Genomic DNA, 23,903 nt, shown 5'->3' on the forward strand with positions numbered 1-23,903 from the left:
TTGGCATTGTCGGCTTTTGAGAACACGAAATGCGAGTGCGGTCACCAGAATCCTACCGGGACCGTGCTGTGCGAGAACTGCGGCTATCCGCTCGATCCCGAAGAGGAGAAGAGCGACGCCCCGCTCGAGATGCGCTACGACGGCATCGCCCGGCGCTCGCAGAAGAGCAACCCGTCGCCGATCGACCGCGTGTGGAACTTCTTCTCGTCGGTGAAGGTGGCCGTCCGGCTTATCGTCATCACGCTGCTGGCGGCGATGATCGGCACGATTTTCACGCAGGAGAACGCCTTCATCTCGTTCGATCCGAGCACGTATTACGAGCAACGGTACGGCTGGATCGGCAAATGGTATTATAAGCTCGGTTTTTCCCATACGTACGAATCCTGGTGGTTTATCGGCCTGCTCGTCATGATCGGCACCTCGCTCGTCATCTGCAGCCTCGACCGGGTCCTGCCGCTGTACCGCGCGCTGAACAAGCAGCAGATCCGCAAGCACGCGCAGTTTCTGACCCGTCAGAAAACGGTGTACGCGGGGGAGGCCGAAGGTCCGGCGGATGCATGGACGTCGTCGATGGCCGCCCAGCTGAAGCGCAAGCGGTACAAGGTGCACCTGGAAGACGGCGCGCTGCTCGCGGAGAAGAACCGGTTCAGCCGCTGGGGACCGTACATCAACCATATCGGGCTGATCGTGTTCCTGCTGGCCGTGCTGCTGCGGACGCTGCCGAGCTGGGAGATGGACAATTACGTCACCGTGCCGGAAGGCGAAACGGTCAAAGTGCCGGAGACGGCGTACTACATCAAGAACGAGAAGTTCACCATCGACTACTACACCGACGCGGAGCTGCCGAAGGAACTGCAGGGGACGGCGCGCGCGAAGCTGTACAAGACGAAAGCCGTGCTCTACACCTGCTCGGCCGACTGCGACGATCCGTCGAAGCAGCCGAAGCTGACGGCCGTGGCGAACCACGACATTCTCGTGAACGATCCGCTGACGTATAAAGGCCTCAAGGCATATCAATTCGGCTTCGACGACACGCCGAAATTGAAAGCGGTCAATCCCGTCCTGGTCGACAAGAAGACGGGCAAGACGTACGGGCCGTTCAGGCTGGACATGCGCAATCCGCAGCTCAGCTACGCGCTTGGGCCGTATACGCTCGACCTGCGTCAATCCTACATGGACTTCGCGCTGAACGATCAGGGCCAGCCGACGACGAAATCGCGGGAACCGAACGCGCCGGCGTTCGTCTTCGTGCTGAAGGGACCGGATTTGCCGGCGCAAGGCGAGCCGTACATGTATTTCCCGAAGCAGACGGACAAGGAACGGTTCAGCCAGGACGTCATCAACGGCAAGCTGGCGGATCGCTTCGAGTTGAAGGTCGGCACGATGGACGGCGTCGAATTCGCGCCGGTCGAAAGCTCGCTCAACATCCGCTACGACCGCGCCATGCCTTACATATGGGTCGGCGCCGGCATTTCGATGTTCGGCCTGCTGATCGGCTCGTACTGGCAGCACCGCCGGATCTGGCTGCGCCTCGACGGCGGCCGCGTCACGCTCGGCGCCCATACGAACAAGAACAATTACGGCATGCGTGCCGAGCTCGCGTCCGCCCTGCGCGGCATGGGCATCGTCGTAGAGCCGAAGTCGCTCGATAACGGGAGGAACAAAACGTGAGTTTGCTTGATTTCAGCAGCGACGCGTTCATCGTCGCATTCTTTCTATACTGCTTTGGATTTTTGTTCTACGGGGTATCCGCCTTGGGCAAAAAGTGGAGCAAGCGCAGCCCGGAAGAGCATGTCAAGAAGTGGGGACGCATCGCGTTCGGCGTCTCGCTGCTCGGCTTCGCCGCGCATCTGACGTTCTTCTTCACTCGCTGGGCCGGCGGCGGCCATATCCCGACGAGCAACATGTATGAATTCATGTCGTTCCTCGCGATGGCGATCATGGCGGCGTTCATCATCGTCGAAGCGATCTACCGCAAGCCGCTGCTCGGCCTGTTCACGCTGCCGCTCACGGTCATCATCGTCGCCTATGCGGCGGTCTTCCCGCAGGAGGTGCAGCCGCTCATCCCGGCGCTCCAGTCGTACTGGCTCAAGATCCACGTTACGACGGCCGCGACGGGCGAAGCATTCTTCGCCGTCGGCTTCGCGGCGGGGCTCATGTACCTGCTGCGCACGGTCGACTTCCGCAAAACCGACGAGAAAGCGAAGCGCGAGCAGCGCTGGGTGGAGTTCACGCTGTACGTCATCATCGTCATCATCGCCTTCATCGGCTCCGTCTTCGGATTCCGCGGCGCGGGCTACGAAGCGAGCTTCAAGCAGGAGACGGTCACGATCGACGACAGCGGCGTCGAGAACTCGACGGTCAACACGGTGGAGTACTCGCTCCCGCCGATCTTCAAGCCGTACAACAGCCAAGTCGTGTCGATCGATTCGTTCCTCGGCCTCGACAAGCCGCTGTTCGAGACGCCGCACTGGATGAAGGGCGTCGACGCGGCGCGCAAGCTGAACACGATCACCTGGTCGGTCATCAACGGCTCGATTCTGTACGGCCTCCTGCGCCTGATCCTCCGCAAGCGGGTCGGGGCGGCCATCCATCCGCTCATGGACGGCATCGACGAGGACGATATCGACGAAATCAGCTATCGCGCCATCGCGATCGGCTACCCGATCTTCACGCTCGGCGCGCTGATCTTCGCCATGATTTGGGCGTATATCGCGTGGTCGCGGTTCTGGGGCTGGGACCCGAAGGAAGTATGGGCGCTGATCACCTGGCTGTACTACACGGCGTATCTCCATCTTCGCCTGTCGCGCGGCTGGCACGGCTCCAAGTCCGCTTGGCTCGCGGTAATCGGCTTCGTCGTGGTTATGTTCACGCTAATCGGGGTTAATCTCGTACTGGTCGGTTTGCACTCGTACGCGGGTGTATAATAGAAGCAAGGAATGCCAGGCGCGCGTCTCTTCAGGCGCGCGCCTGCGGCACGATTACAGGCGATTCTTCGCCATTCGAGAGGAGACATGCTCCATGTCCGAAGAACTTCACCGCATACTCGTCGTAGACGATGAAGAACGGATCCGCAGGCTGCTCAAAATGTACTTGGAGAAGGAAGGCTACCGCATCGAGGAGGCGGAGGACGGCGAAACGGCGCTCCGAATGGCGACGCACGGCGAGTTCGATTTGATCCTGCTCGACGTCATGCTGCCCGGCATCGACGGCATCGAAGTCTGCACGCGGCTTCGCCAGGTGAAGTCGACGCCGGTCATCATGCTGACGGCGAAGGGCGAGGAGATGAACCGCGTCCAGGGCTTCGAGGTCGGCGCGGACGACTACGTCGTCAAGCCGTTCAGCCCGCGCGAGGTGATCTACCGCGTCAAGGCGATCCTGCGCCGTTCGTCGGCGACGGCGTTCCTGACGAAGGAGACGATGACGAGCAACAACATCGTGTTCCCGCATCTCATCATCGAGCACGACGCGCACCGGGTCATGGCCGGCGGCCAGGAAGTGAGTCTCACGCCGAAGGAGTACGAGCTGCTCCATTACCTCGCCATTTCGCCGGACAAAGTGTTTTCCCGCGAGGAGCTGCTGAAGGACGTGTGGAACTACGAGTTCTTCGGCGACCTGCGCACGGTGGACACCCACGTCAAGCGGCTGCGCGAGAAGCTGAACAAGGTGTCGCCCGAAGCGGCCATGATGATCACGACGGTATGGGGCGTCGGCTACAAGCTCGAGGTGTCCAAATAAGTGGTCATTTGGCGCAGCGTAGTCGGCAAGCTCTGGCTCACGATCATTGCTCTCGTGGCGGCGGTGCTGCTTATTCTGGGCATGTTCCTGCTGCAGTACATCGATATCGCGTTCAATAATTCCCATGCCGTTAAAGTGCTGTTCGTCTACACGGCGATTATCGGCTTCCTGCTGTCCACGTTTTTCGCGTTCTTCCTGTCCACCAAGATTACGCAGCCGCTGCTGCAGATGAAGAAGGCGGCGGATCTGATCTCCCAGGGCGAATACCGGACCCGGGTGCCGATCCGATCCTCCGACGAAATCGGCGATTTGGCCAATACGTTCAACAATATGGCGGCCGAGCTCGATACGCTGATCCGCGACCTGAATCACGAGAAAGAGCATCTGGCCAGCGTGCACCGGAGCATGGCGGACGCCGTCGTGACGTTCGACGCGGCGGGCCAGGTGATCCTGGCCAATCCTCACGGCCAGCAGCTCATCGAGCGCTGGAACGAGCTGGAATGGTCCGAGGAACAAAAGGCGCATTCCAAGGTGCCCGCGCCCTTGTTCGATCTGTATCGCAAGGTGCTGCGGGAAGGCCGCGATCTGACGGACAAGGTGCACGTGCAGAGCGGCGTCTGGTCGGTGGTCATGGCGCCGCTCAAGTCGAATGAGACGGTGCGCGGCGCGGTCGCGGTCATGCGCAACGTGACGGAAGAGTCGAAGCTCGAGAAGCTTCGCCGCGATTTCGTCGCGAACGTCTCGCACGAGCTTCGCACGCCGCTGTCCATGCTGCAAGGCTACAGCGAAGCGCTGCTCGACGATATCGCGGCTTCGCCGGAAGAACGGAAGGAGATGGCCCACGTCATCTACGAGGAATCGCTGCGGATGGGCCGGCTGGTGAAGGATCTTCTGGACCTGGCGCGAATGGAAGCGGGCCATCTGGAGATGAAGCTGGAGCCGACGGACTTGACCGGGCTGCTCCGGCGCGTGCACCGCAAGTTCCAAGGCTTGGCGAAGGAGCAAAACATTCAGCTCGAGCTCGAGATGGCCGCGGAGCCGCTCGTTCTGGCCGAAGCGGATGAGGACCGGCTGGAGCAGGTGCTCACGAATCTGCTGAGCAACGCGCTCCGGCATACGCCGGCGGAAGCGCATATTCGGATCGGCGCCCGCCAGACGGTCGCGGACCGGAAGGCGTACGTCGAGATCCAGGTTCGCGACGAAGGGGAGGGCATCCCGGACGAGGATCTGCCGTTCATCTTCGAGCGCTTCTATAAGGCGGACAAAGCACGCACGCGCGGGGCTTCGAGCGGCGGGACGGGGCTCGGCCTCGCCATCGTGAAGAACATCGTCGAATCGCATAAAGGCCGGATCCGGGCGGAAAGCACGGTCGGCGTCGGCACGACGTTCACGCTGCTGCTGCCCGTCGAACCGCTATAATAAGCGTTCGCGACGCAGCGAATCATCTCCGCGAGCGAATGGCAAAGGCGCTTCTCCGTACGAGAAGCGCCTTTGCCGTTCTTTCGACGAACTCGATTCATGCGCCGGAGCCGCGCGGCCACCGACCGCCATTCGCGTCGCATCTTGTTGAAGGAAGTAGACTAATCTTGTTGGTCGTGAAACATTTTATTTCCGTAAACGCCGAAATGGGCTAAAAAGAGCGCCTTTCCTCGAGAGGAAGGCGCTCTTTCGGCATCCGGCCGCAGTACCGCGGCGAGGATTAGTACAGGTTGATTTCTTTCGCTTTGTTCAGATCCGGCAGCTCGACGAGCTTCGCGATCAGCTCTTTCGAGGCGCCTTTGTCCACGGTAAGCACCATGATCGCGGCGCCGCCTTCGAGCTCGCGGCCGACCTGCATCGCGGCGATGTTGACGCCGTTGTCGCCGAGCAGCGTGCCGACGCTGCCGATGATGCCCGGCTTGTCGTTATGCGAGACCAGGATCAGGTTGCCTTGCGGCGCCACGTCGACCGTGAACCGGTCGATTTGGACGATCCGCGGGCCGTAGCCCGTCAGCATCGTGCCCGTCACGAGGCGCGTCGCCGTCTTGGACCGGAGAACGACGGTGATCGAGTTCGTAAAGTCGCGCGCGGCATGCGAGTTGCTCACGACGATGTTCACGTGGCGGCCCTTCGCCAGATGCAGCGAGTTGACGACGTTCACTTGCTCCGCGCCGAGGTGATGCGACAGCACGCCGCGGACGATATAGCGGGTGAGCGGCTGCGTGTCGACTTCGGCCAGCTCGCCGGCGTAGCTCACGCTGATCTCTTCGACGGCGCCTTCGATCAGCTGCGAGACGAAGCTGCCCAGCTTCTCGCCGAGGCCGAAGTACGGCTGCAGCTTGTTCAGCACGTTCGCCGGGATCGGAGGCATGTTCACGGCGTTCAGGAACGGCTTATCGCGCAGGATGTTCAGCACTTGCTCGGAGACGTCGATCGCGACGTTCTCCTGCGCTTCCACGGTGGAGGCGCCGAGGTGCGGGGTGACGATGATCTTCGGATGGTTCAGGAACGGATGGTCGGCAGCCGGAGGTTCGACCTCGAACACGTCGAAGGCGGCGCCGGCGACGATCCCCTGATCGGCGGCTTCCACGAGGGCGAGCTCGTCAATGATGCCCCCGCGGGCGCAGTTCACGATGCGCATGCCTTTCTTCATGACCTCGAATTGCGGACGGGAGATCATGTGGCGGGTCTCCGGCGTCAGCGGCGTGTGCACCGTCATGAAATCCGCGTTGCGCACGATGTCGTCCACGCTGGACATCCGGATGCCGAGCTTCTCCGCGCGCTCTTCCGTCAGGAACGGGTCATAGCCCCAAATTTCCATGCCGAACGCTTTGGCCCGCTTGGCCACTTCGCTGCCGATGCGGCCCATGCCGAGAACGCCCAGGATCTTGCCGCGCAGCTCGACGCCGAGGAAGGACTTGCGGTCCCACTCGCCGCCGACCGTTTTCAGGTAGGCCTGCGGGATGTGGCGGGCGACGGCCATCATCATCGCGAACGTGTGCTCGCAGGTCGTGATCGTGTTCCCGTCCGGCGCGTTGATGACGATGATGCCGCGCTGCGTGGCCGCTTCCAAATCGATGTTGTCGACCCCGACGCCTGCGCGTCCGACGACTTTAAGCGACTTGCCGGCGTCCATGATCCGCGCGGTGACCCGCGTCTGGCTGCGCACGAGCAGGGCATCGTAGTCGCCGATGATGGCGACAAGCTCGTCTTCGCTGAGGCCCGGCTTCTTGTCGACCGTCACGTCCTCCGCATCCACGAGCTTCTGAATGCCTAAATCGCTGATCGGATCTGAGACCAAAACTTTGAACATGTTGGATTGCCTCCTGAGCGTTTGTATGATGGATATATAGTAGAAGCGAAAGACCCCCGTCCATCCGCCGCACGCGGCGGCGCCAAAGGCGAGAGTCTGTTCGCGCGATCACACATCGGGCTATGAACGAATCCTGTGGAACGGCAATTTCGGGCTGATTTATGTTTCCCCTATTATAGCAAGCTGAAAAGCAATTGCAATGCTTAAAACTTGCTCAAATGTGAAAATTTCGTTATGATCGACCGTAAACGGGAGGTTATCGAAATGGACGTTTGGCGCGACATTCAACCGGACGCTTTCTGGCAATTGGCGCGGGAAGGGAAGCTTGAGCCGGATCAAATCATAGACGTGCGGGAGCCCGAGGAGTGGGACTATTATCATTTGGAGGGCAGCACGTTGCTGCCGCTTTCGTCCTTCATGGATACGTGGACGCAGGTACCGGCGGACAAAACGGTTTACGTGATTTGCGCGCACGGCGTGCGCAGCCAGGCGGTTTGCCGCTTCTTAAGCGAGAAGGGATACGGCGGCCTCGCCAACGTGGTCGGCGGCATGGCTGCGGTATCCCTTCATGACGGCTTTCGTTATGATTAAACGCGCATCGGGGCCGCATGTCCGGATTTATTCCTCCTCCGGGAAGAAAAACGGAAGCTGCGGCAGCAGTTCCTTCGGATACAGTTCGTCCTTGCTGCCTCCGAAATCGCCGGCCCGGACCGCCTCCGTCTTGACGAGCAGGTCGATGACGGCATCGACCGTGCGCATCTTCATGGAGCTCGCCTGGCCGGAATGGATGAACTCGTCCACGCGCGAAGCGAGGTCCTGCGGGTAGAAGGCGGCGAGCGACTTGCGCGCGTTCAACTGGTCCGCGGCCACTTTGTTCTTGACCGTCAGCGGGAGCTTCTTCCAATCCGCGAGGCTGAGCCCGCCCGGCGCTTCGTATTCGCCCGGAATGGCCGGGTTGACGGAGGCGCTCCATTTCAGCATCGCCGCGTAATAGTCCTGCTGGCCGCCGAGCGCGTATTTCACGGCATCGGCGTAATAGGCGTCTTTCTCCAGCGCCTGAGCCAGCTCGGCCCCGGCCATGTCCTTGACGGAGCCGGCGCCGCGCGACGCGGCTTCGTCGAACATGCGCAGGCTTTTGAGCAGCTGAAGCTGCGCGGTTTCCAGCAGCGGCGAGTTGGCGGGCACGGACGCGCGTTCGGCTTCCTTGTAGGTTTGCTCGGCGGTGCCCGACAGATCGTTCAGGGCGGAACCGGCGTTGGCCAACTGGCCGGCCGTCAATTTGCGGAACGTGGCGAACCATTCGTTTTGAAATTCACGATAGGGCAAATATACGGTATGATAGAAGGAAACGAGATCCTGCTGCTGATAGGCATCCGCGTTTCCTTTCGTGCTTCCGCTGAGATGTTTCGCGGGCTCGACCAGCCGAGCCTCGGTTTTTTCGGATCCGATTTTGACGCCGTAGAAAAACGCGCCGACCGCGAAAACGAGCATGAACAGAAAGCCGAGACTAAAAAGCATTTCGGTGCGCGTTAGCCGTTTCTCCATGTTAATCCCCTTCATATTCTATACTTTTTTCGACAAATTTCTCGCAACCGTCCTACTAGTATAGGATAAATCCTAGTAAAAGGAAATATAAACCTACCATGGCAGGAGCAGGACATGAAAAAATTCGATCTTCGCAAAATCAGGCTGAAAACGACGCGCATCGACGATATCGATGACCGGATGCTCCTGATCAATTTGTACGCGACGCAGGCGATTACTTTCATTATCGGTTTCGTTTGGCTGTTATTTCAGCGCCGCAATCCATTTTCTTTGTACGCGCCGGAGAACGATTGGCAATTTCTCTATTGGGGCCTCGGCCTGGCCGCGGCGGTCGTCTTGCTCGACATGCTCGCGGCACGCTTCGTGCCGGACGAAGCGAACGACGACGGCGGGGTGAACGACCGGATCTTCCGGACGCGGCCGATCTGGCACATCGCGCTGCTGTCGCTCGTCGTGGCGATCTGCGAGGAAACGCTGTTTCGCGGGGCCGTGCAGCATCACATCGGACCGTACTGGACGAGCATCGTATTCGCTACCATCCACGTCCGTTATTTGCGGCATTGGATTCCGACGGGCCTCGTATTCGTGATCAGCTACGCGCTCGGTTGGATCTATATTCGGACCGGAACGCTGCTGGCGCCGATTCTCGCGCATTTCGTCATCGATTTGGTCATGGGGCTCGTGATCCGGTTTCGGAGGGAACCATGAGCAGAGTCAAAAAATTCGGCAAACGGACCGGCAAGCCGCTGGACGACTTCTACGACGAGACCGCCGCGGCGCTGGAGGCGGAATGGGGGCTCGAGAAGGACGGCGAGGAAGCACCGGCCCTGCCGCCGAGGCGGGCGTCCCACCCTTCAAGCAAGCAGCAGCTGACGCGCTGGTTTTACCGGCTGCTCATCTTCTTGTTCCTGCTCTTGCTCGCGGGTTTGCTGTGGTGGGGAAGGCAGTTCGACTATTAGAGACGTTGCGCAAGAGTAAGGGGAACGCCATTCGGAGGTGCAAGCGGGAATCATGACATTCATATGGATAGCGGCTGCCGTCGCAATATTCGGCTTGTTGGCCTTGGGGCATATGGTACGCGCGTCGTACCGGTACAGACTGGACGTGCAGGAAGCCGCGTTCGAGCGGCTGCCGCAAGCGTTCGACGGCACGGCGCTGTTGTTTATCAGCGACGTTCACCGGCGCGTCATTCCGAACCGGCTCATCGACGCGTTCGCGCAGGCCGGCGGCGCCGATTTGGTGCTGATCGGCGGCGACTTGCGCGAGAAGAAGGTGCCGGATGCGCGCATCCGGGAAAATTTGCGGCGGCTGTCGCGGATCGCGCCGATGTACATGGTGCACGGCAATCACGATTATGACGAGGATATTCGCCCGTTCGAGGTGCTGCTGGAGGAAGAACGCGTGCGGCTGCTCGCGAACGAGTCTGTCGTGCTGGAGCAGAAGGACGGAAGCCGGATCCGGCTCGCCGGGGTCGACGATCCGCGCACCGATCACGAGCGGCCCGATCTGGCGCTCGCCGACATGGAGGACGGCCGGGGCCAACTGTTCACGATACTGTTGTCGCACGATCCCATCATCGCCAAACGGCTGAAGGGCGACGAGTACATAGACTTGGTCCTGTCGGGACATACGCACGGCGGACAGGTGGCGCTGCCGGTGATCGGCCCGCTTTGGCGCGGGGAAGGCGATTCCGGCTATTGGCGGGGCTGGTTCGATTTCGACCGGCCGGCGCGGGGCGTCCCGAAGATGCGGCTGTTCGTCAGCTGCGGCTTCGGGACGTCGAGGCTGCCGATCCGGCTCTTGACGGAGCCGCAGCTGCACCGGATCACTTTACGTTCTTCGGGGGCGCATCCAGACCAAGATCGATCGAAGCGGGGTCGATGAAGCCGTAGCCTTTCGCTTCCAGCTTCGTCAGCAGCGCATCGAGCGCTTCGGTCGTCCACGGCAGCTCGTGCATGAGTATGTTCACGCCGGGATGAAGCTGCTCGAGCACGTTGGCGATGACTTTGTCCGGTTTGTCGCGGGAGCCCGCGTCCCAGTCGAGCGAGCCGTTCGACCATGTCATGTACAGCATGCCTTGGCCGCGCACGATGCGCTTGACCGAGTCGTTGCCCGAGCCGAACGGCGGCCGGAAGAAGACGGGCGCGCTGCCGGTGACTTTTTTCACGATGCTTTGGACGTCGACGATCTGCTTTCGGACGGTCGCTTCTTTTTCTTTCTTCAAATCAATATGATCCCAGGAATGGTTGCCGATCGCTTGGCCGCGGTCGGCGATTTTTTTGAGCAGCTCCGGATGGCTCTTCACGCGGTAGCCGTTCACGAAGAAGATCGCTTTCGCCTTGTGCTTATCCAGCGTATCGAGCAGCGACGTGACCGTCTTATCCGCTTTCGGCCCGTCGTCGAACGTCAGCAGGACGACCTTGGCGCTAGCAGCCGCTTTATCGATAGGGACGAAGCTGTAAACGGCGTTCATGCGGTACAGCTTCTTGACGGCATGCCCGGCGGGGTTCGCGCCGCCGGAAGGCGCGGTCGGCGCGGGCGAGGAAGGCTTGCCCGCGTTCGTTTGGCCGCCCCCGTTGGCGCCGCCGGGAGCTTCGGCCGAGCCGGATTTCGTTCCGCCGGCTGCCGCGTTCGAGCCGGCGCCCCCGTTCGTTTCGCTCGCGCCGGGCAGCGATTGCGGCTTATTCGCGCTGCCGGGATTGGCCTGCTCGGCGGACGGTTTCGGCTCTTTCGGCGCCGTGGAATTTTGCGCGGTCGCGCAGCCGGCGGCAAGCGCGAGCGCCAGCCCCAGCAGGATCGTCGTCGTCGTTCGAATTGCGTTTCGCGGTTTCATGTTCAGCGAACCTCCTTGGTCGAAAGCACCGGACGTGCCCCGAGGATTGCCCTCATTGTAGCATATTATGGCCAAGCGCCCGATCTTTCCGCTTTCCTAAATTTGTGGTGGGATGGCCGCCGGCGGAGCGGGTCACACTATGGGCGAACCGAAACGCATCAGCAAGTTGGAGGAGGACTTTTCCCGATGAAATGGTCTGTATTTCTGCTTGGGGGTCTGGCCGGCGCCGCCGCCGCGGCTTATGTCGCCAAAAGAAGACCCGGAATGTTCGCATGGGCGACCAGCGCGGCCGGAATGGCCATGTCGGGCGTCTCGAGAAGAGCGATGGGAGCGGTCGTGAGCCGCAAATTCGGCGAAGCGCGTCATGCTTCCGCTGCGCATAAGGAAGGCGCCGCGAGAGATTCCGCGGGCGCTTGGGGACAGATTGAAATGATGCTGAACAGCGACCCCGGTCTCAAGCATCAGGTCGACGCGATCAAATCCGAAGCGAAGACGCATTAAAGCGAGACACGAAATGTGGACAAAAACGAATCGTTTCCTTCCCGGCTGCGTATATACAGTTGGGAGCGGAGGCGATTCTTTTTTTGGCGCGGTAGTGCATTCCGATCCCAGACATGCTAACATAGCAATAAGTACATTTTATTCACCAAACCACGGCGTCTACATACGCTGTGTATAACAAATGTTACCCGCGTTCAATCGCTTTCGACGAAGGTTTTTGCTCCGAATAGACGAAGCAGATGCTTTTCGAAAAGGAGGATCCTATCATGAAAATCGAACGGCTCAATCAAGACAAAATCCGAATCTTCCTGACGTTCGACGACTTGCTGGAGCGTGGGATCCAGAAGGAAGACATGTGGCGCGAAATTCCGAAAGTCCATGAGCTGTTCAGCGAAATGATGGATCAAGCCTACAGCGAGCTCGGCTTCGATGCCAGCGGCCCGTTGGCCGTGGAGGTGTTTGCGCTTCCTGCTCAAGGCATGGTCGTCATCGTGACGCGCGGCAAAGTGAACGGAAAATCGGACGACCAGCTGCAAGAAGAAGAAAACGACGAGGACGTTTACGAGATGGAAGTCACGCTGGAGCAGAGCGATATCGTGCTTTACGCGTTCAAGGACATCGAAGATGTCATTTCCGTCAGCAAGCAGCTCAAAGCGGCTGAATTGATCGAAGACGGACGTCTCTATGCCTACAACGGCAAATATATGCTTGCATTCGAGCCGGTCGGCATCGAGCTGCCCCGCTACCACGCCATCATCGCCCTGTTGGCGGAGTACGGCGAAGCCACGTCGATTACGACCGCGGTTCTCGAAGAATACGGCAAAGTGATCGTACCTGCCAAAGCGGTGCTTGAAATTTGCACTCATTTCTAAAATCGTCGCTTTGCTACTGAAAGCATCAGCAGCGGATATCCGCATGTCTGGTGCTTTTTGTTTATTCCGGCGCGGCTCGTCGCGGCCGCCCGTCGCATAGTTGCTCTCGCGCCCGATCATACTGAAGGCAAAGGCGGTGAACATTTCCATGACAGAAATGGAAAACGACAACGTATTGACCTCGACGCAAATCGTGATCGACGAGGCGCTCCGCAAGCTGGGCTACGGCGACGAAATGGTCGATTTGCTGAAGGAACCGATGCGCATGCTCGCCGTGCGCTTTCCGGTGCGCATGGACGACGGCAAGACCCGCGTCTTCATCGGCTATCGCGCCCAGCATAACGACGCCGTCGGCCCGACGAAGGGTGGCGTGCGGTTCCATCCCGGCGTTAATGAAGCCGAGGTGAAGGCGCTGTCGATCTGGATGAGCTTGAAATGCGGCATCGCGGATTTGCCGTACGGCGGCGGCAAAGGCGGCGTCATTTGCGACCCTCGCAAAATGTCGTTCCGCGAGCTGGAACGGGTAAGCCGCGGCTACGTAAGAGCGATCAGCCAGATCGTCGGGCCGACCAAGGACATCCCGGCTCCGGACGTCATGACGAACTCGCAGGTCATGGCTTGGATGATGGACGAATACAGCCGCATCCGGGAATTCGACGCGCCGGGTTTCATTACGGGCAAACCGCTCGTGCTGGGCGGTTCGCATGGCCGGGAAAGCGCCACGGCACGCGGCGTAGCCATCATGATCGACGAGGCGATGGGGAAGCTGGGCATCCCGCTGCAAGGCACCCGCGTCGTCATTCAAGGCTTCGGCAACGCGGGCAGCTACCTCGCGAAGTTCATGTACGACGCGGGCGCGAAAGTGATTGCTATTTCCGATGTGCACGGCGCATTGTATAATGAACAAGGATTGGACATCGCCGACCTGATGGACCGCCGCGATTCGTTCGGGACGGTCACCAACTTGTTCAAGAGCACGATCTCGAACGAGGAACTGCTGGCGCTGGAATGCGACGTGCTCGTGCCGGCCGCGATCGAGAACCAAATAACGGCAAGCAATGCGGACCGGATTCGTGCTAAAATCATTGTGGAGGCCGCGAACGGTCCCACGACGCTGGAAGCGACCCGCATCGTGACGGACCGCGGCATTCTGCTCGTCCCGGACGTGCTGGCAAGCGCGGGCGGCGTGATCGTATCCTATTTCGAATGGGTGCAAAACAACCAAGGCTACTATTGGACGGAAGAAGAAGTCGACGCGAAGCTGCGGCTCATGATGGTGCGCGGTTTCGAAAACGTGTATGAGGTGCATCGGACGAAGAAAGTCGACATGCGCCTGGCCGCGTACATGGTCGGCGTTCGCAAATTGGCGGAAGCGGTTCGCCTGCGGGGATGGGTATAACGAAGACGGCTGTCCGGTCTTCTTCCGCGGCGGATCGGTTTCCTTCTGGAAGGTGACACGGATAAATGCTGCTTTTTTCGATTTTGACGGCCGCGGTCGCTCCCGGCATCGCGCTGCTAACCTACTTTTATTTGAAGGACCGCTACGAAGCGGAGCCAATTCATATGGTCATCCGGGTTTTTCTGATGGGCGTACTGATCGTGCTTCCGATCATGGTCATCCAGCGTGGGCTCGAGCTTGGCCTGGGAAGCGGGCCGGTCGTGTTCTCGTTCGCCGTCTCGGCAGGCGTCGAAGAGCTGATGAAGTGGTTCGTCCTTTACCATATCATATATAATCACACGGAATTCGACGAGCCCTATGACGGCATCGTCTATGCGGTCGCGATCTCGCTCGGGTTCGCGACCGTCGAGAACGTGCTCTACGCGGTTTTCCAGCCGATGACGGTAGGCTCGCTTCTGATCCGGGCGCTGCTGCCGGTTTCCGGCCACGCGCTGTTCGGCGTCACCATGGGCTACTACCTCGGGAAGGCCAGATTCGCGAGCGCGTCCAAGCTGAAGATCCGCTTCCTGATTCTCGCGGCCTGCCTGCCGCTGCTCGAGCATGGGCTGTACGACTATATCATGGGTTCCGGCTCGACTTATTGGGCATGGTTCATCATGCCGCTCATGGCTTACTTGTGGTACAAAGGCGTGCGCCGGATCAACCGGGCGAACGCGCGGTCGCCGTTCAGGCTGATCGGCCGCGAGGAAGAGGTTAAGCTGTAGCATTTCCGTCCATACTAGGTAAAGAACGCCAGCCCGGACCGGGCCGGCCAACCTAGGGGAGGACCGCAATGGAAACGGCTCGCGTGAAAATAGCCATCCGCTGCAATTTGTGCGGGGAGAAGTTCGTGCTCCGCGGACGCAGGGACAAAGACCGGATCGACACCGGCTTCAAGCAATGCTTATGCAACAACGTCGACGATTTCGACATCGAAGAATTGGCGCTCTAACGCGCGCCGCCAAACGCGAGGAAAACTTCGCCATACATGCATAAAGCTCCTTTCGGCAAACCAAACTAACACCAGGTTTTGCATACGAAAGGAGCTTTTGCTATGTATCGTCGCTTAAGCGCTGTGCTTTTCCCGGTCATGACGCTGTTCTTCATCGGCTCCATGTACTGGGGCTACCAGGAGCACCAGGAGAAAAATTCCATTTTAATCAAGGCCGAGAGCCAATACCAGCGCGCCTTTCACGATTTGTCGTACCATGTCGACCAGCTGCACCGCCAGCTCGGAAATACGCTGGCCGTCAACAGCGCGTCGCAAAGTTTTCAGCGCAAAGGACTGGTGAACGCGTGGCGGCTGACAAGCGAAGCGCAGAACGAGATCAACCAGCTGCCGCTGACGCTGCTGCCGTTCAACAAGACGGAAGAATTCCTGTCCAAAATCGCGAACTTCTCGTATAAAACGTCGGTCCGGGATTTGGGCAAGCAGCCGTTGTCTCCGGATGAATTCAAGACGCTGAAGACGCTCTACTCCGACTCGGAGGACATCTCCAAGTCGCTGAACGGCGTGCAGGAAAAGGTGCTGGCGAACAATCTGCGCTGGATGGACGTCGAAGTCGCGCTCGCCACGGAGAAATCGAACCGGGACAACACGATCATCGACGGGTTCAAGACGGTGGATAAGAAAGTCAGCGAATACCCGGAGATCAACTGGGGCCCTTCGGTCGCGAGCATGTACCAGAAGCGGACCGTCACGATGCTCGCCGGCCAGATGAGCACGCCGGCGGAGATTCGGGACCGCGCGGCCAAATTCCTCGGCTTAAGCCCGGCGCAGGCGAAAAACATCCGGGTCGTCGAGAACGGCAAAGGCACCGAATACGCCTCCTTCTCGGCCACGTATAAAGCGAACAAAGCGGACAATCCGATCGAGATCGATTACACGCAGAAGGGCGCCAAGCTGATTTGGTTTACCAATCCGCGCGATATCGGCAAGCAGGCCGTAAGCATCGGGCAAGCGAAGCGCAAGGCGGGCGAGTTCCTGAAGAATCATGGCTACGAAGGCATGAGGCCGATTTCCTACGACGACGGCAACGACGCGGCCGTATTTACCTTCGTCGATACCCAGGACGGCGTACTGATCTATCCCGCCAAGCTGACCGTCAAGATCGCGCGGGACAACGGCGACGGCGTGGCGATTCAAGCCGGCGATTACGTCTACGAGCACCGCAAGCGGAACCTGCCGAAGGCGAAGCTGACGAGCGCGCAGGCGAAGGCGGCGCTTAATCCCGATTTCAAGGTGAGCAGGCAGCAAATGGCCTTGATCGACAACGACGAGGACAAGGAAGTGCTGTGCTACGAGTTCGTCGGCAAGATCAACGGATCGGTTTACAAAATCTATATCAACGCCGACAGCGGCGTCGAGGAGTCCATCGAACAGCTGCCGGCTTGACCGAAAGGACGTGCGTCCCGAGACGCACGTCCTTTTTGCGCGCCTATGCCTCTCTCCCCAATTTTCGACAGCCTGTGCTATAATCGTGCAATGGGGGAGGAAAGCCGATGCTGCCAACGATCAATCAGTTTTTATACTTGCAAATCGCTTCGTCCGACGAAGAAGAAGCCGCGCTGGAATACAAGTCCAGAATCGCGGACAGCGCCGCGGACGAGCTGCTCATCGACATTCCGATATTGGAAGGGACCGGGCGTTATAAGCGTCTGTATCTGGGGGATGAAATTTCCGCCTATTATATGACGCAAGAGGGCGTAAAGCACTACTTCAACACGCATGTGCTGGGCTTCAGGGAAGACGCGGTCAGGCTGGTCCGGATCCGCAAGCCGGAACCCGATTCCGTCACCAAAATCCAGCGCAGGCATTTCCTGCGGGTAGCGGCCGAGCTCGAAATCGCGATCACGCTTTCCGGCAGCGTCCGTTTCATCGGCGTAACCGACGACGTGGGGGGCGGGGGCATTTCGTTCATGGCGGACGCCAAATGGCCGATCAAGACGGGAACGGAGCTCGACTGCTGGCTGCTCGTGCCGTACCGGAACGGATCGGTCGACCATGCCCAGTTCAAGGCGGAGGTCGTCCGCGTGAAGCCGCTCGAGAACGGCAAACACCAAATCATGGCAAAATTCGCGAAGATCGCGGACGGCGAACGGCAGCGCATCATCCGCTTTTGCTTCGAACGGCAGCTCGATTTCCGGAAACAATAATTCCGCGCGCGGGAATGAATAAGGATTCCTTTCGTGGAAAAACTAGCCTTATCCGAGGCTTGTCCGCGCGGCCCGATCCGGCCGCGGCGCGCCTGGCAGACTGCGCTCGGACAAGGAGGTTGCGACATGCCGCGTAAATCCCAGAACGACTATTTGGACCTTGCCGACCGGGTGACCCGGGCGCTCAAGATCGCCGTGATCGCGCTGCTCGTCGCGCTCGCGGCCAGTCAGCTGGCGCTCCAAATTCCGCAGGTGCGGATGTGGGTCACGGGCGTGGACCGGCTCGAAGGCACGCCTTTTTAGCAGGTTTGCGTTCTTTGCACTTCCTCGGCGGCTGTGGTATAATTTTTACTATCGCAGGCAATGCCTGCTTTTTTAATGATTATTACAGCATGGTGGCAGCCGCTGCCCGACTTTCAAGGAGGTCAAACACCGCTTGGGCAAGAATGGGGGAACCATCAGCGGACGCATTAACGTGGCGATCGACGGCCCGGCAGGCGCCGGGAAGAGTACCGTCGCCCGCAAAGTCGCTGAACAACTGGGTTACATTTACATTGATACAGGCGCGATGTACCGGGCCGTCGCTTACGCGGCAATCGGTGCAGGCATCACCCCTGACGATTCGGACAAGCTGGGAAGGCTCGTTCAAACGTTGAACATCGTGCTTGCGCCCGGCGGTGAAGGTCAGACGGTTTGGTTGAACGGCGAGAACGTCACCGCGGCCATCCGAACGCGCGAAGTGACGCTGATCGTCTCTCAAATCGCCTCCCATGAAGCCGTGAGGCTGAACCTGGTGCAGCTGCAGCGGGAGCTGGCGGATTCGAAGGGCATCGTCATGGACGGCCGCGATATCGGCACGCACGTGCTTCCGAATGCCGAAGTGAAAGTTTTTCTCGTCGCCAGCGTGCAGGTGCGGGCGCTCAGGCGTTTTCAAGAGCTGAGCGGCAAAGAAGCCGTGCCGCTGCAGCAGCTGGAGCGGGAGATCGCGGAACGCGACCAAAGCGACGAGCGCAGGGAAATTTCGCCGCTGATTCGCGCGAACGACGCGGAAGTCATCGACAGCACGGAGCTGACGATCGATCAAGTCGTCGCACGAATTCTGGACTTATGCCGAACCAAAACGGTGGAGGCGAAGTAAACTATGCTATATAGCATTTGCCGCAGCCTGCTGCGGATCATTTACGCCGTCCTGTTCCGTTTTGAAGCGATCGGGCTGGAGAACATTCCGCCGACCGGTCCCGTGGTCCTCTGTTCAAACCATATCAGCTTGCTCGATCCGCCGACAGTCGGCACGCCGGTGAACCGCATGGTGCACTACATGGCGAAGGCGGAGCTCTTCGCCGTCCCGCTGTTCGGCCCGTTCATCAGGTCGCTCGGCGCCTTCCCGGTCAAGCGGGGAGGGGTCAGCAAGGAAGCGATACGCAACGCGATCGGCCTGCTGAAGGAAGGCAAAGTGATGGGGATCTTCCCGGAAGGTTCCAGATCGGCGGGGGATAGCGCGGGCAAGAAGGGCGCGGCCATGATCGCGCTGCGAAGCGGGGCCGCAGTCATACCGGTCGCCATTATCGGCCGTTACAAGATCTTTCGCAAGATGCGCATCAAGTATGGCAAGCCCATCGATTTGTCGGCCTTCATACAAAATTCATCATCCGATGTGCTGGAGCAAGTGACCGATGTCATCATGCGCGAGATCCGCAACATGGTCAAAGAAGGGTAATCATTTCACGTTATTCATGTTTTAAACGGTGGGCCGGTTGAACGCGTTTCAAACAACGGCTTCACGTTTAAATAAAGTTGGGGTATGAATTGAGGAGGTTATTTCAAATGTCAGAAGAAACAAAAGTTCAAGAATCCGCGTCCGCGGAGGCAATCAGCCAAGATGCTTTGGATAATTTCGTGTCCTTGAAAAAAGGGGACATCGTGAATGGTACGATCGTCAAAATCGAAGATAACCAAGTGACCGTTAGCCTTGGATATAAATATGACGGCGTTATTCCACTTCGTGAACTTTCCTCGGTTCAAATCGACAGCGCGGCGGACGCCGTGCAAGTCGGCCAAGAAGTACAGCTGAAAGTCGTTAGCATCGACGACGAGAAAGAACGTCTCGTGCTTTCCAAGAAAGCCATCGACAGCGAGAAGGCTTGGGACGTGCTGCAGGCGCAGTTCGAAGCCGGCGAAGTGCTCGAAGTCACGGTTGCGGACGTCGTGAAGGGCGGCCTGGTCGTTGACGTAGGCGTACGCGGCTTCATCCCGGCTTCCATGGTCGAGCGCCACTTCGTCGAAGATTTCAGCGACTACAAGGGCCGCAAGATCCGCGTCAAAGTCAAAGAAATCGACCGCGAAAACAATAAAGTTATCCTGTCCGCGAAAGAAGTGCTGGACCAGGAGTTCGAACAAAACAAGCAATCGATCATCAGCGGCCTGCAAATCGGCCAAGAAATCGACGGTACGGTACAACGCTTGACGCCGTTCGGCGCGTTCGTCGACATCGGCGGCATCGATGGGCTGGTTCACGTATCCGAGCTGTCGTGGCAGCACGTGGCGCATCCGAAGGATGTCGTCTCCGAAGGCCAATCCGTTCGCGTGAAAGTGCTTAAAGTCGATCCGGCCGCAGGCAAGATCAGCCTCAGCATCAAAGCCGCGCAACCGGGTCCTTGGGAAACGGCGACGGGCAGCTTCAACATCGGCGAAATCGTCACGGGTACGGTCCGCCGCATCGTAAGCTTCGGCGCGTTCGTCGAAATCGCGCCGGGCGTCGAAGGCCTCGTGCACATTTCGCAGCTGGCGCACCGCCACGTGGCAACGCCGAACGAAGTGGTGAAGGAAGGCCAAGAAGTCAAAGCGAAAATTCTCGACTTCAACCCGGGCGAGAAGCGCGTCAGCCTGAGCATCAAAGAAACGGAAGAAGCTCCGGAGCAGTCTGCCCGCCCTGAACGGGAACACGGCGAGCGCCGCGACCGTGGCGAGCGCCGCGACCGCGGACCGAAAGTAGAGCTGAACAACCCGAACGTCAGCCTAAGCAACGAAAGCATGAGCTTCACGCTGGCCGAGCGTTTCGGCGACAAGCTGAGCAAATTGAAATAATCGATTCCATCCGGAATCGGCATCGTCATCAAACCGCTCGTTCCGCAGGCATCGCCGCGGAACGAGCGGTTTTTTCGTGCTCGTATCCGCCGATCGGCGAGTCGCCCGGGAGTATTGCATGGGCCGGAAGCGCATAATAAGGGCATACGGGAGGGATCAAGCGGTGAACGACGGCTTTATTGCGATTTGGCTCTTATCGATGGCGGCGATTCTTTATTTCACTGGCTGGGAGCGGCAGGTCGCCGACGGGCTGCCGCTTCGCACGCTCGGCGCGTTCATCGGCGCGACATGCGTGCTGCACGCGATGTCCGTCACGGTTCGCGGGCAGGCCGAAATTACCGGGAGCGCCGCGCTCGCGATCGGCTCGGCGCTTGTGCTTCTCGTGATCATGCGGAAGCCCGGCGCGATCTTCTTTACGCTCTTCTCCGCGCTGCTCACCGGCTTCATGTGGATGTGGATGGGCTATATCTACAGCATGGATCCCGTGTTCGTGGTCGTGCATCCGGCATGGGACGGTCCGCTGCTGGCCGGGCTGTTCGCGGGCTTGCTCGCGGATCGCTTCCGCACCCACTTCGTCATCGCCGCGCTTAGCGCCGTCGTTGCGCTCGGCCAAGCCTATTTAGGCCCGGCGGCGCATGACGGCGTGCTGTTCATCGGGTCCCTGTCGTGGTGGGACGGCTTGATCATCGCCTTAACGGCCGCAAGACTGACGTCCGCCGTCAAGGCGTTCGTCAAAGAGAAAGCGCTCGGCGTACTCGACAGCCGATCCGGCGAACAAGGAGGCAGCTCGTAACCGATGTGGGAACATCTTTGGACGCATTTGAAGTCCGGACAGCCGCATCACGTCGTGTACGGCATCATGCTCGGCGTGGCGTTCGGCCTAGGCTCGCGGCTCATGATGCTGCGGACGGACTACCGGCAATACCCTACATATCCCCATGGACGCATCATTCACATCTCGCTCGGCGTCATCGCCGCGGCGCTCGGCGCCGTGGCCGTGCCCGCGCTGTACAAGAAGGATTTTACCGCGATCACGTTCCTGACGCTGGCCGCCCAGCAGTTTCGCGACGTGCGCAACATGGAGCGCCAGACGCTGTCCAAGATCGACAGCATGGAGCTGGTCTCGCGGGGATCGACGTATATCGAAGGCATCGCGATGGTGTTCGAAGGACGGAATTACCTCGTCATCCTGACTTCGCTCCTCACCAGTCTCGCGTCCTTGTCGTTAGGCTTGCCGTTCGGCGTCGTCATGGGCTTTCTAGCGCTGCTGCTCGTCTATCGGCTCAAGTCGGGCAAGTCCCTCTCCCACATCGCGCGCGCCGAAATCGCTGACGTGAAGGTGGACGGACCCGATCTGTACGTCGGCGACATCTACATCATGAACGTGGGCTTGTCGTCCAATCAGCAGATCATCTCGGAACGGGGACTCGGGATCATTCTTCACCCGGTCAATCCGAACGCCAAGGCGACGCTCAGCAACTTGGGGCAGCGGCAGGCGATTCTGTTCGACCTGTCCACGATTCTCGGCGTCTATCGGGACGACGGAGAGCCCGCGCTCGTGCCGATGGCGAAGCTGGACATCAAGGACGGCCGGCTCGCGGTTTTCCTGCTGCCGCAGGAGAAGGACGCGGAGAAGGCGAAGGCGGTCGTTGAGCGGGTGCCGATTCTGGAATCCGCGGTAAGAATGCCGACCGAGGCCGGGGTGAACCGGGGAAAGGAGCGGCAGCATGGCTAAAATCGTGGCGATCGTGACGGACAGCCGCGACCATGTCGGGGGCGGCGCGCCGATATTCGTCGAAACCGACAAAGTGAAACGGGAATCGACGGCATTCCTGCTCGAGAAGATTTTGGACGCCGTCGCGCATGACATGAAAGACGGCAACTTTATTCTGGTCGACCACAGCGCGGAATGAAATGTTAGCCATTCCCGCTGTTTTTTGCTATGATGAAAGGCGTGAGTGTGAAGAAAGCCCCTTCATGGCCTTAGCGATGCCATTCAGCAGCGATCGACGAACGCACGCTCACGACAACGGTGCGAAACCGTTTAAATAGTAAGGAGTGAAACTATGTCTAAACCCATTATCGCCATCGTTGGGCGGCCTAACGTGGGTAAGTCTACGATCTTCAACCGGGTCATCGGCGACCGGCTGGCCATCGTAGAAGACAAGCCTGGCGTCACGCGCGACCGCTTGTACGGCTCCGGCGAATGGAACGGCCGGGCGTTCAGCATCGTGGACACTGGCGGCATCGAGATCGACGGCGAGGACGAGATCATGAAATCCGTCCGGATGCAGGCCGAGCTCGCGGTCGAGGAAGCCGACGTCATCATATTCATGGTCGACGCCAAGTCAGGGCTGACGCACGCGGACGACGAAGTGGCCCAGATGCTGCTGCGCTCGCGCAAGCCGATCGTCGTCGCCGTGAACAAGGTCGACAATTTGAATCGTAGAGACGATATCTATGAATTCTATAATCTCGGATTCGGCGAACCGATCGCGATTTCGGGCTCCCATGGCATGGGGATCGGCGATCTGCTCGACGCGGCCGTCGAAAAGCTGCCCGAACTCGTGGAGGAGCCGTACGAGGACGACGTCATTCGCGTGGCGCTCATCGGGCGTCCGAACGTCGGCAAGTCCTCGCTCGTCAACGCGCTGCTCGGGGAAGAGCGGGTCATCGTCAGCAACGTGGCCGGCACGACCCGCGACGCGATCGACACCCCGTTCGAACGGGACGGTCAGAAATACGTGCTCATCGACACGGCAGGCATGCGCAAGCGCGGCAAAGTGTACGAGACGACGGAGAAGTACAGCGTCATGCGCGCGCTCAAGGCAATCGAGCGGGCCGACGTCGTGCTCGTGCTCATCAACGGCGAAGAAGGCATCATCGAACAGGACAAGCATATCGCCGGCTACGCGCACGAAGCGGGCAAGGCGGCGATTTTCGTCGTGAACAAATGGGATGCCGTCGAGAAGGACGACAAGACGATGCATCAGTTCGAACAGAAGATCCGCGACCACTTCCTGTTCATGACGTACGCGCCGATCATTTTCCTCTCGGCGCTGACGAAGCAGCGGCTCCACAAGCTGCTCCCGGTCGTCGTGCACGTGTCCGAGCAGCACGCGATGCGCATTCCGACGCATCTGCTGAACGACGTCGTCTCCGACGCGATCGCGATCAACCCGCCGCCGTCCGACAAAGGCCGGCGCCTGCGGATCAACTACGCGACGCAGGTGGCCGTCAAGCCGCCGACGATCGTGCTGTTCGCCAACGATCCGGAAATGATGCATTTCTCGTACGAACGGTACTTGGAAAACAAAATCAGGGCCGCCTTCCAGTTCGAAGGCACGCCCGTACGGATCTTCACCCGTAAAAAATCCGACGAAGACTAGGCCGGCGCGCAAGCGCCGCGAAGCCCGGGCTTCGCCGCCAAGCGAAGCTGGTGCC

At 59.6% G+C, this 23,903-nt stretch carries 26 protein-coding genes; 23 read left to right on the forward strand and 3 right to left on the reverse strand.

Translation table 11 applies throughout. The annotated features are described in order from the left end of the window. The first annotated feature begins 6 nt into the window (after positions 1–6). The 4 genes from resB to I8J29_RS07605 all read left to right on the forward strand — a co-directional run bounded on the left by resB (position 7) and on the right by I8J29_RS07605 (position 5,157). Positions 7–1,671, forward strand: a complete 1,665-nt coding sequence (resB, locus tag I8J29_RS07590) for a cytochrome c biogenesis protein ResB (protein WP_208847021.1) — start codon at positions 7–9, stop codon at positions 1,669–1,671. After that, positions 1,668–2,927: a cytochrome c biogenesis protein CcsA gene (gene ccsA / locus I8J29_RS07595; protein ID WP_208847022.1), complete on the forward strand. Its 1,260-nt coding sequence runs from the start codon at positions 1,668–1,670 to the stop codon at positions 2,925–2,927. The genes resB and ccsA overlap by 4 nt, the downstream gene beginning before the upstream one ends. Before the next feature lie 94 nt (positions 2,928–3,021). Then, entirely contained in the window at positions 3,022–3,738 is a 717-nt protein-coding gene (locus I8J29_RS07600) for a response regulator transcription factor (protein WP_090637935.1), read from the forward strand. Beyond that, a complete protein-coding gene (locus I8J29_RS07605; protein ID WP_208847023.1) occupies positions 3,739–5,157 on the forward strand; it encodes a HAMP domain-containing sensor histidine kinase in 1,419 nt (472 codons plus the stop codon). A gap of 280 nt (positions 5,158–5,437) precedes the next feature. Here I8J29_RS07605 and serA read toward each other — a convergent pair whose 3' ends face one another. Next, positions 5,438–7,030, reverse strand: a complete 1,593-nt coding sequence (gene serA, locus I8J29_RS07610; RefSeq protein WP_208847024.1) for a phosphoglycerate dehydrogenase — start codon at positions 7,028–7,030, stop codon at positions 5,438–5,440. Positions 7,031–7,294: 264 nt separating this feature from the next. On the opposite strand from serA, the gene I8J29_RS07615 reads away from it, so the two are divergent. Beyond that, entirely contained in the window at positions 7,295–7,621 is a 327-nt protein-coding gene (locus I8J29_RS07615; RefSeq protein WP_208847025.1) for a rhodanese-like domain-containing protein, read from the forward strand. Between the two features lie 27 nt (positions 7,622–7,648). On the opposite strand, the gene I8J29_RS07620 is transcribed toward I8J29_RS07615, so the two are convergent. Then, positions 7,649–8,575 (reverse strand): hypothetical protein, encoded by a 927-nt coding sequence (locus tag I8J29_RS07620; protein WP_208847026.1) that lies wholly within the window; start codon positions 8,573–8,575, stop codon positions 7,649–7,651. Positions 8,576–8,689: 114 nt separating this feature from the next. On the opposite strand from I8J29_RS07620, the gene I8J29_RS07625 reads away from it, so the two are divergent. The 3 genes from I8J29_RS07625 to I8J29_RS07635 are packed head-to-tail and all read left to right on the forward strand — an operon-like array spanning position 8,690 to position 10,459. After that, positions 8,690–9,283: a CPBP family intramembrane glutamic endopeptidase gene (locus I8J29_RS07625; protein WP_208847027.1), complete on the forward strand. Its 594-nt coding sequence runs from the start codon at positions 8,690–8,692 to the stop codon at positions 9,281–9,283. Further along, positions 9,280–9,534, forward strand: a complete 255-nt coding sequence (locus I8J29_RS07630) for a hypothetical protein (protein ID WP_240545969.1) — start codon at positions 9,280–9,282, stop codon at positions 9,532–9,534. Before I8J29_RS07625 ends, I8J29_RS07630 begins: the two co-directional genes overlap by 4 nt. A 52-nt stretch (positions 9,535–9,586) precedes the next feature. Next, positions 9,587–10,459: a metallophosphoesterase gene (locus I8J29_RS07635; RefSeq protein WP_208847028.1), complete on the forward strand. Its 873-nt coding sequence runs from the start codon at positions 9,587–9,589 to the stop codon at positions 10,457–10,459. Here the strand turns inward: I8J29_RS07635 and I8J29_RS07640 are convergent. Continuing rightward, positions 10,401–11,408, reverse strand: coding sequence for a polysaccharide deacetylase family protein (locus I8J29_RS07640; protein WP_208847029.1), 1,008 nt, complete (start codon positions 11,406–11,408; stop codon positions 10,401–10,403). The genes I8J29_RS07635 and I8J29_RS07640 overlap by 59 nt on opposite strands. A 186-nt stretch (positions 11,409–11,594) precedes the next feature. Between I8J29_RS07640 and I8J29_RS07645 the strand changes: the two genes are divergently transcribed. The 15 genes from I8J29_RS07645 (at position 11,595) to der (ending at position 23,848) form a co-directional block, all read left to right on the forward strand. After that, positions 11,595–11,909 (forward strand): hypothetical protein, encoded by a 315-nt coding sequence (locus tag I8J29_RS07645; RefSeq protein WP_208847030.1) that lies wholly within the window; start codon positions 11,595–11,597, stop codon positions 11,907–11,909. A gap of 266 nt (positions 11,910–12,175) precedes the next feature. Continuing rightward, positions 12,176–12,781, forward strand: coding sequence for a genetic competence negative regulator (locus tag I8J29_RS07650; RefSeq protein WP_090637911.1), 606 nt, complete (start codon positions 12,176–12,178; stop codon positions 12,779–12,781). A 148-nt stretch (positions 12,782–12,929) separates the two neighbouring features. After that, entirely contained in the window at positions 12,930–14,180 is a 1,251-nt protein-coding gene (locus I8J29_RS07655) for a Glu/Leu/Phe/Val family dehydrogenase (RefSeq protein ID WP_208847031.1), read from the forward strand. A gap of 65 nt (positions 14,181–14,245) precedes the next feature. Then, positions 14,246–14,944: a glutamic-type intramembrane protease PrsW gene (prsW, locus tag I8J29_RS07660; protein ID WP_208847032.1), complete on the forward strand. Its 699-nt coding sequence runs from the start codon at positions 14,246–14,248 to the stop codon at positions 14,942–14,944. Positions 14,945–15,012: 68 nt separating this feature from the next. Continuing rightward, positions 15,013–15,171, forward strand: coding sequence for a hypothetical protein (locus tag I8J29_RS07665; RefSeq protein ID WP_208847033.1), 159 nt, complete (start codon positions 15,013–15,015; stop codon positions 15,169–15,171). Between the two features lie 102 nt (positions 15,172–15,273). After that, complete coding sequence (ypeB, locus tag I8J29_RS07670; protein ID WP_208847034.1) at positions 15,274–16,614, forward strand: germination protein YpeB; 1,341 nt, start codon at positions 15,274–15,276, stop codon at positions 16,612–16,614. A 107-nt stretch (positions 16,615–16,721) separates the two neighbouring features. Next, entirely contained in the window at positions 16,722–17,375 is a 654-nt protein-coding gene (locus I8J29_RS07675) for a flagellar brake protein (RefSeq protein WP_208847035.1), read from the forward strand. A gap of 126 nt (positions 17,376–17,501) precedes the next feature. Next, on the forward strand, positions 17,502–17,678 hold the full coding sequence (locus I8J29_RS07680) for a hypothetical protein (protein WP_208847036.1): 177 nt from the start codon (positions 17,502–17,504) through the stop codon (positions 17,676–17,678). Positions 17,679–17,811: 133 nt separating this feature from the next. Continuing rightward, a complete protein-coding gene (gene cmk, locus I8J29_RS07685; RefSeq protein ID WP_208847037.1) occupies positions 17,812–18,513 on the forward strand; it encodes a (d)CMP kinase in 702 nt (233 codons plus the stop codon). A 3-nt stretch (positions 18,514–18,516) separates the two neighbouring features. After that, a complete protein-coding gene (locus tag I8J29_RS07690; protein WP_208847038.1) occupies positions 18,517–19,092 on the forward strand; it encodes a lysophospholipid acyltransferase family protein in 576 nt (191 codons plus the stop codon). Between the two features lie 107 nt (positions 19,093–19,199). Continuing rightward, positions 19,200–20,459, forward strand: a complete 1,260-nt coding sequence (gene rpsA / locus I8J29_RS07695) for a 30S ribosomal protein S1 (protein ID WP_208847039.1) — start codon at positions 19,200–19,202, stop codon at positions 20,457–20,459. Between the two features lie 163 nt (positions 20,460–20,622). Further along, positions 20,623–21,252, forward strand: a complete 630-nt coding sequence (locus I8J29_RS07700; RefSeq protein ID WP_208847040.1) for a YphA family membrane protein — start codon at positions 20,623–20,625, stop codon at positions 21,250–21,252. A 3-nt stretch (positions 21,253–21,255) separates the two neighbouring features. After that, the gene (locus I8J29_RS07705; RefSeq protein ID WP_208847041.1) at positions 21,256–22,194 is read left to right on the forward strand and encodes a YIEGIA family protein; all 939 of its coding nucleotides are present in this window, start codon (positions 21,256–21,258) and stop codon (positions 22,192–22,194) included. Then, entirely contained in the window at positions 22,187–22,372 is a 186-nt protein-coding gene (locus tag I8J29_RS07710) for a capping complex subunit for YIEGIA (RefSeq protein ID WP_090637886.1), read from the forward strand. Before I8J29_RS07705 ends, I8J29_RS07710 begins: the two co-directional genes overlap by 8 nt. 153 nt (positions 22,373–22,525) lie before the next feature. Further along, positions 22,526–23,848 (forward strand): ribosome biogenesis GTPase Der, encoded by a 1,323-nt coding sequence (gene der / locus I8J29_RS07715; protein ID WP_208847042.1) that lies wholly within the window; start codon positions 22,526–22,528, stop codon positions 23,846–23,848. Positions 23,849–23,903 lie beyond the last annotated feature (55 nt).

Source organism: Paenibacillus artemisiicola, from assembly GCF_017652985.1.
Taxonomy (GTDB): domain Bacteria; phylum Bacillota; class Bacilli; order Paenibacillales; family Paenibacillaceae; genus Paenibacillus_Z; species Paenibacillus_Z artemisiicola.

What these genes read in the sequence shown, in the direction of transcription:
- I8J29_RS07615 (WP_208847025.1), top strand. Translation starts at nt 7,295, where the DNA reads ATGGACGTTTGGCGCGACATTCAACCGGACGCTTTCTGGCAATTGGCG.
- I8J29_RS07650 (WP_090637911.1), top strand. Translation starts at nt 12,176, where the DNA reads ATGAAAATCGAACGGCTCAATCAAGACAAAATCCGAATCTTCCTGACG.
- I8J29_RS07680 (WP_208847036.1), top strand. Translation starts at nt 17,502, where the DNA reads ATGCCGCGTAAATCCCAGAACGACTATTTGGACCTTGCCGACCGGGTG.
- I8J29_RS07645 (WP_208847030.1), top strand. Translation starts at nt 11,595, where the DNA reads ATGAAATGGTCTGTATTTCTGCTTGGGGGTCTGGCCGGCGCCGCCGCC.
- I8J29_RS07710 (WP_090637886.1), top strand. Translation starts at nt 22,187, where the DNA reads ATGGCTAAAATCGTGGCGATCGTGACGGACAGCCGCGACCATGTCGGG.
- I8J29_RS07630 (WP_240545969.1), top strand. Translation starts at nt 9,280, where the DNA reads ATGAGCAGAGTCAAAAAATTCGGCAAACGGACCGGCAAGCCGCTGGAC.
- I8J29_RS07640 (WP_208847029.1), bottom strand. Translation starts at nt 11,408, where the DNA reads ATGAAACCGCGAAACGCAATTCGAACGACGACGACGATCCTGCTGGGG.
- I8J29_RS07690 (WP_208847038.1), top strand. Translation starts at nt 18,517, where the DNA reads ATGCTATATAGCATTTGCCGCAGCCTGCTGCGGATCATTTACGCCGTC.
- I8J29_RS07665 (WP_208847033.1), top strand. Translation starts at nt 15,013, where the DNA reads ATGGAAACGGCTCGCGTGAAAATAGCCATCCGCTGCAATTTGTGCGGG.
- I8J29_RS07635 (WP_208847028.1), top strand. Translation starts at nt 9,587, where the DNA reads ATGACATTCATATGGATAGCGGCTGCCGTCGCAATATTCGGCTTGTTG.
- I8J29_RS07625 (WP_208847027.1), top strand. Translation starts at nt 8,690, where the DNA reads ATGAAAAAATTCGATCTTCGCAAAATCAGGCTGAAAACGACGCGCATC.
- prsW (WP_208847032.1), top strand. Translation starts at nt 14,246, where the DNA reads ATGCTGCTTTTTTCGATTTTGACGGCCGCGGTCGCTCCCGGCATCGCG.
- rpsA (WP_208847039.1), top strand. Translation starts at nt 19,200, where the DNA reads ATGTCAGAAGAAACAAAAGTTCAAGAATCCGCGTCCGCGGAGGCAATC.
- I8J29_RS07620 (WP_208847026.1), bottom strand. Translation starts at nt 8,575, where the DNA reads ATGGAGAAACGGCTAACGCGCACCGAAATGCTTTTTAGTCTCGGCTTT.
- I8J29_RS07600 (WP_090637935.1), top strand. Translation starts at nt 3,022, where the DNA reads ATGTCCGAAGAACTTCACCGCATACTCGTCGTAGACGATGAAGAACGG.
- I8J29_RS07705 (WP_208847041.1), top strand. Translation starts at nt 21,256, where the DNA reads ATGTGGGAACATCTTTGGACGCATTTGAAGTCCGGACAGCCGCATCAC.
- serA (WP_208847024.1), bottom strand. Translation starts at nt 7,030, where the DNA reads ATGTTCAAAGTTTTGGTCTCAGATCCGATCAGCGATTTAGGCATTCAG.
- I8J29_RS07655 (WP_208847031.1), top strand. Translation starts at nt 12,930, where the DNA reads ATGACAGAAATGGAAAACGACAACGTATTGACCTCGACGCAAATCGTG.
- I8J29_RS07675 (WP_208847035.1), top strand. Translation starts at nt 16,722, where the DNA reads ATGCTGCCAACGATCAATCAGTTTTTATACTTGCAAATCGCTTCGTCC.
- ypeB (WP_208847034.1), top strand. Translation starts at nt 15,274, where the DNA reads ATGTATCGTCGCTTAAGCGCTGTGCTTTTCCCGGTCATGACGCTGTTC.
- der (WP_208847042.1), top strand. Translation starts at nt 22,526, where the DNA reads ATGTCTAAACCCATTATCGCCATCGTTGGGCGGCCTAACGTGGGTAAG.